We start from the raw sequence: 6021 nt of genomic DNA, 5'->3' as shown, positions 1-6021 counted from the left end.
CTCCCTTGAGATTTTAGGAACCGTTGGTGAGCCGATAGATCCTGAGTCTTGGCTTTGGTATTATGAAAAAGTGGGAAATAAAAAATGTTCTATAGTTGATACATGGTGGCAAACTGAAACTGGAGGACATATGATAAGCCCTCTTCCAGGGGCAACACCTATGAAGCCAGGATCTGCAACTTTTCCTCTTCCTGGTATTTTTGCCGAAGTCTATTTGGAAGATGGAACAAAAGCCAAAGCTAACGAAGGGGGATATCTTTGTATTACAAAGCCTTGGCCAAGTATGATAAGAGATGTTTGGAATAACCCCCAAAGATACAAAAAAACATATTTTAGTTTTAAAGACAATATCTATTTTACCGGAGATGATGCGAGAGTAGACGAAGATGGATATATATGGATTATGGGTAGAGCAGATGACGTTATTAACGTTAGTGGGCATAGACTTGGGACGATGGAGATCGAATCTGCCATAAATAAACATCCTAACGTTGCGGAATCTGCCGTAGTGGGTAAACATCATGATATAAAAGGTGAAGGAATTTTTGCGTTTATCGTGCCAAAATCGATGCCAAAGGATTTGGAAGAGTTTAAACAAAGCATTAACGAAGTTGTTACAAAAGAGATAGGTCCCATTGCAAAACCGGACTGGATAGTAGTAACAGAAGGTTTACCTAAAACAAGAAGCGGTAAAATAATGAGAAGGATTTTAAGAGCAATTGCCGCAAATGAAGAGATAAAACAAGATATTTCAACTCTTGAAAATCCTGAAATCGTTGAAAAATTAAAAAAATCAAAACCAATTTAATATAGGAGTTATAATGAAAAAAGTTGCTATTAACGGACTTGGAAGAATTGGAAAGATGGTGCTATGGCACTATGTAACCAAAAAACCTAAAAATGTTGAGATCGTTATCGCAAATGGCGGAAGCGGAACGCCTGAAGATCTTGCATATATGCTCAAATTTGACTCTGTTCATGGAAAATTTCCGGCCTCTATTGAGTATGATGAAAATTCATTAACCGTTGGAGGACAAAATATTGAGATAGTAGACGAAAGAGATCCCGCAAAACTTCCTTGGGCAGAAAAAGGTATCGATATAGTTTTAGAGTGCACCGGAAAATTTACAAAAGGTCCTGATGCTGCAAAACATATAGAAGCTGGGGCAAAAAAAGTTTTGATCTCAGCGCCAGGTAAAGAGGTAGATTTGACCGTTGTTATGGGAGTAAACGATAACTGGTATGATCCTTCAAAACACAATATCATCTCAAACGCAAGCTGCACTACAAACTCTTTAGCGCCGGCTATGAAAGTATTGGAAGAAAAATTTGGGGTTGAGTATGCATCCGTTACCACCGTTCACGCATATACTTCAAGTCAAGTTACCATAGATAGAAAAAAACCTGGCAAACATAGACGAGGAAGAGCAGCTGCTGTAAATATAATACCTACTACCACCGGAGCCGCTACGGCTACTACAGAAGTAATTCCGTCACTAGAAGGAAAAATGAATGCTATGGCTTTAAGAGTTCCGGTCCCTGATGGCGCTGTAACTGAAATAGTGGCAACTTTAAAAAAAGAGGTAACCCAAGAGGAGATAAATAAAGCTTTTGAAGAGGCAATGAATAGCTATTTAAAAGGAATTTTGGAAATAACTTACGATGAAGTGGTATCAACAGATATCCTTGGAAATCCTCACTCTTCAATAATTGATGCATTATCTACTCAAGTTATAGGTAAAAAAATGGTTAAAATCCTTGCATGGTATGATAATGAATATGGATATGCCGGTAGGCTTTTAGAACTTGCCGATATGGTGGCTTCAAAGATGTAATTATGAATATAGCTATAATGGCAAGCGGCGGGGATTGTTCTGGAATGAACCCCGCCATAAAAAGATTTGTTGAATATTCCATCGAAAAAGGCTTAACTCCATACTTTATTTATGATGGTCTTGAAGGGTTGATTGATGCAAAAATAAAAAAAGCCTCTTACAAAGATGTATCGGGTATTATTTATAGAGGGGGAACCATAATTCGCTCTTCAAGATCAAAAAGATTCTATGAAAAAAGATATAGGCAAATAGCCAGCGAAAATCTAAAAAAACATAAAATTGACAAAATAGTGGTTCTTGGAGGAGATGGAAGTTTTAAAGGGATGGAGATCTTATCTAAAGAGTTTGATATAAATTTTATAGGAATTCCTTCAACTATAGATAATGATATTTACGGCACTGATTACTGTTTGGGAGTAGATACGGCACTAAATGTTATAAGAAGCGCAGTAGACGATATTAGAGATACCGCAAGCAGTTTTAATAGGGCTTTTGTTATTGAGACTATGGGAAGGGAGTGCGGATATCTTGCACTAATAACCGCACTTACAAGCGGTGCAGAAATGTGTTTGATACCTGAAGCAAGATATGATTTGGATTCTCTTGAGAAAAAGTTTAAAAGTCAAGTTAAAGAGGGAAGAAAATATTTTATCGCGATAGTTGCCGAAGGATTGAAAATATCGCAGAATATTAAAGATTGGTTTGAAAAAAAGATCGGATTTGAAAGCAGGCTTACTGTGCTTGGACATATTCAAAGGGGAGGAAATCCAACGGTTCAAGATAGATTGATGGCTTTTGAGTTTGCTACATACGCTGTAAATGCCGCTATGGAAAAAGAAGAAAATATGATTGTAGTTTATAAAGATGCAAAATTCAAACTTTTAGAGTCTCAAATTGTTATATCCAATAGATATCAAATAGATAAAAAACTTATAGATCTTGCAAAAAATCTTATGATGTAAAAGCGAATAATCGCTTTTACAGATCTCTTTCTATCTCTTTTTTAAAAGTATTAAAATATATATCTTTTAATTTTTCCAAATCCATCTCAATATCACATAAGGTAAATTTTTTGCCGCCTATCGTTCCCAAAGGTATAGCGCTGATTCCTATCTCGTTGGCAAGCTCCTCTATAGCGTGCATATCTTTTGGATCAATTTCCACTAAAGCTCTACTAAAGGTTTCGCTAAAAATCTCTCTGCTATCTTCAAAACAAAAATTGCCTAAAAATCCTTTTGAGCTAACTGCGGACATTTTCGCCAGTGCTATTGCGATACCGCCCACTCCAACATCTTTTGCGGCTTTTAAAAGTCCTTTTTGGTTAGCTTTTATGACAAAATCCCAAAGTTTTAACTCTTTTTCATAATCGATCTTTGGCAATACTCCTGCAACTTTTCCAAAAAGCTCTTTTAAATAGAGACTTCCCCCAAACTCTTTTTCGGTATCTCCTACGATATAAATAATATCGTTTTCTTTTTGAAAGTATGATGGCAACACTTTTTCTTGAGATTGGTTTAAACCTACCATAACAATAGTGGGAGTAGGAAATACACTAATGTTATTGGTTTCGTTATATAAAGATACATTACCGCTAACTACAGGGGTATTTAAGGCTTTGCAAGCCTCTTTTATACCTTCGGTTCCTTGGGCAAACTGCCACATGACTTCCGGGTTTTCTGGATTTCCATAATTTAGACAATCGGTTATCGCCAAGGGTCTTGCTCCACTCATAGCTACGTTTCTACCTGATGCCATAACAGCGGCAGCGGCTCCCCCTTTTGGATCGATATAGCAATATCTTGGATTGCATTTACTACTCATGGCTATAGCTTTTTTATTCTCTTTTACTCTGATTACGCTTGCGTCCAGTGAACCGGGATGTTTTACGGTGTTTGTTTGAACCATCGAATCATACTGCTCATATATCCACGCTTTATCTACAACTTCAAGGGAGCTAAAGAGCTTTTCGAAAGCCTCTTGATTGTCAATATGTGCAACCGTATCTATACTTGTCTCTTTTATATATTCAAGATATTGGGGTTTTTTAACCGGTCTATCAAGTTCTGGAGCCTCTTCGCTAACGGGAGCTACCGGAACCTCAGCAACTTTTTCTTCATGCCAATAAAGCTCCATAACTCCGGTATCAGTAACTTCGCCGATAATTTCCGCGTCTAAATCCCATTTTCTAAAAATCTCTAAAACCTTATCTTCGGTTCCTTTTTTAGCGCAAATTAGCATTCTCTCTTGAGATTCGCTGAGCATAAGCTCATAAGGAGTCATTCCCTCTTCTCTCATAGGAACCTTATCAAGATAGAGTCTCATGCCACTTCCCGCACGACCGGCCATCTCAAAAGAGCTGCTTGTCAGTCCCGCAGCACCCATATCCTGAATACCAACCACATAATCGGTCTTAAACAGTTCCAAACATGCCTCAAGTAAAAGTTTTTCGGTAAAAGGGTCTCCAACTTGGACTGTTGGCCTTAGAGATTTTGACTCTTCCGTAAAACTATCGCTGCTCATTACGGCTCCGCCAAGTCCGTCACGACCGGTTTTACTTCCAACATAAATAACCGGATTGCCTACACCTTCGGCTCGTCCATAAAAGATCTCATCTTTTTTACATATACCCAAAGTAAAAGCGTTAACAAGGATATTTCCGTTATAACACTCTTCAAAACTAACTTCCCCGCCAATTGTAGGAACGCCTACGCAGTTTCCATATCCCCCTATTCCGGCAACCACTCCACGAACTAAGTATCTTTGATGAGCACCAATCTCGTCATCTCTTTTTACTTCGCCAAATCTTAGAGCATTTAGGTTTGCAACGGGTCTTGCCCCCATTGTAAAAACATCTCTAAGTATTCCTCCAACTCCCGTTGCGGCACCTTGATAAGGTTCTATAAAACTTGGATGGTTATGACTCTCCATCTTAAAAACCGCAGCGTATCCATCGCCTATATCGATAACTCCGGCGTTTTCTCCGGGTCCTTGTATGACCCAAGGAGCCTTTGTAGGAAAACCTTTTAAATATTTTTTACTCGATTTATAAGAACAATGCTCGCTCCACATTGCGCTAAATATGCCTATCTCTACAAGATTTGGCTCTCTGTTTAATATCTTTTTTATATGTTCGTAATCTTCCATACTAAGCTTATGCGCTTTTAAAATCTCTTGCAAATTTTCCATAAAACTTCCCCAGGATAAATTTTTACAAGATTTTACAAAAAAAGTGCTAAAGAAGGGATAAATATAAAAAAATTTTTATTTTAAAAAAAATTAAAAATAAATTTGATATATTGTTGATATAGATTGTATCAAGATTTATTAGTCGAGGACTAAATGGGGGTTAATATCAAAAAGTTTATAAAAAAAGAGATAGACAAAAGATATTTTGATTTTTGGATTGTTAAGAAAAATTGGAAATTTTTATATAAAGGCTTAAGTTGCCTTTTGAAAAAAGAGGCCGATGAAAAAGAGCTTAAAAATTTTGGCAAAAGATGTTATGAAATTTCTATCCCTTTTGGCGAAATATCGATATTTTTAGATATTTTTTCTAAAAAACTTGATAAAAATCAAAGAAAAATATTGGATAATAATAAAAATATCTTCGCAAAAGGTTATATTGAAGCAAGATTGCCAAACGAGATGATCAACTTTACAAACCAGGTACACAATAACGGTATATTTGTATCAAAAGAGAAAATCGTAATATCGAAATATTTAACTTTTTGGCTTATAGATTTTATAGAACATATCTTACATAACGCCCCGGCTCCTCAAACCACTGAAGAAAAAAGCGATTTTGGAAAATGGCTTAAAGAGTATAAAGGGATCTATTTTGATGATGAAAAAATAAAAAAACATTTTTCAAATTTAAGTAGATCTATGCATCATACCGCGGCGGATGCAATATATTTTTATCAAAAAGAAGACTATTTTTATTTTGTTTTGCTATATCTTGATATGTTATCCTTTGCTTTGCAGCTACAAGGTCTACTTAGCTCTTTATTTTTGGAAGAAAAACTTTTATCTTTATATATAGATCCAATTACCGAGATTCCTAATAGATTTCAACTGCAAAAAGATTTTAAAATATTTAAAAATCCGACTCTTTTACTTGTAAATATCAGAGGTTTTTCCAAAATCAACACTATTTATGGAAGCAGATTTGGAGATGGGATATTAA

The 6021-nt window shown here is 36.1% G+C and carries 4 protein-coding genes and 1 pseudogene; 4 read left to right on the top strand and 1 reads right to left on the bottom strand.

Going from position 1 to position 6021, the window contains the following annotated elements; translation table 11 throughout:
* From AC30RD_RS05420 to AC30RD_RS05410, 3 genes are all read left to right on the top strand, one after another.
* Positions 1 to 808 (top strand): AMP-binding enzyme (locus AC30RD_RS05420; RefSeq protein WP_489493302.1); only part of this gene is annotated, 808 nt, incomplete at its 5' end.
* A gap of 13 nt (positions 809 to 821) precedes the next feature.
* Positions 822 to 1835 (top strand): type I glyceraldehyde-3-phosphate dehydrogenase, encoded by a 1014-nt coding sequence (gene gap / locus AC30RD_RS05415; RefSeq protein ID WP_489493301.1) that lies wholly within the window; start codon positions 822 to 824, stop codon positions 1833 to 1835.
* 2 nt (positions 1836 to 1837) lie between these two features.
* Complete coding sequence (locus AC30RD_RS05410; RefSeq protein ID WP_489493300.1) at positions 1838 to 2797, top strand: 6-phosphofructokinase; 960 nt, start codon at positions 1838 to 1840, stop codon at positions 2795 to 2797.
* A 16-nt stretch (positions 2798 to 2813) separates the two neighbouring features.
* Here AC30RD_RS05410 and purL read toward each other — a convergent pair whose 3' ends face one another.
* Positions 2814 to 5021, bottom strand: coding sequence for a phosphoribosylformylglycinamidine synthase subunit PurL (gene purL / locus AC30RD_RS05405; protein ID WP_489493299.1), 2208 nt, complete (start codon positions 5019 to 5021; stop codon positions 2814 to 2816).
* Between the two features lie 153 nt (positions 5022 to 5174).
* On the opposite strand from purL, the pseudogene AC30RD_RS05400 reads away from it, so the two are divergent.
* Positions 5175 to 6021: pseudogene (locus tag AC30RD_RS05400) on the top strand (hypothetical protein); the annotation flags it as partial.

The organism is Nitrosophilus sp., assembly GCF_982775275.1.
This window is presented reverse-complemented; position numbering and strand designations above follow the sequence as displayed.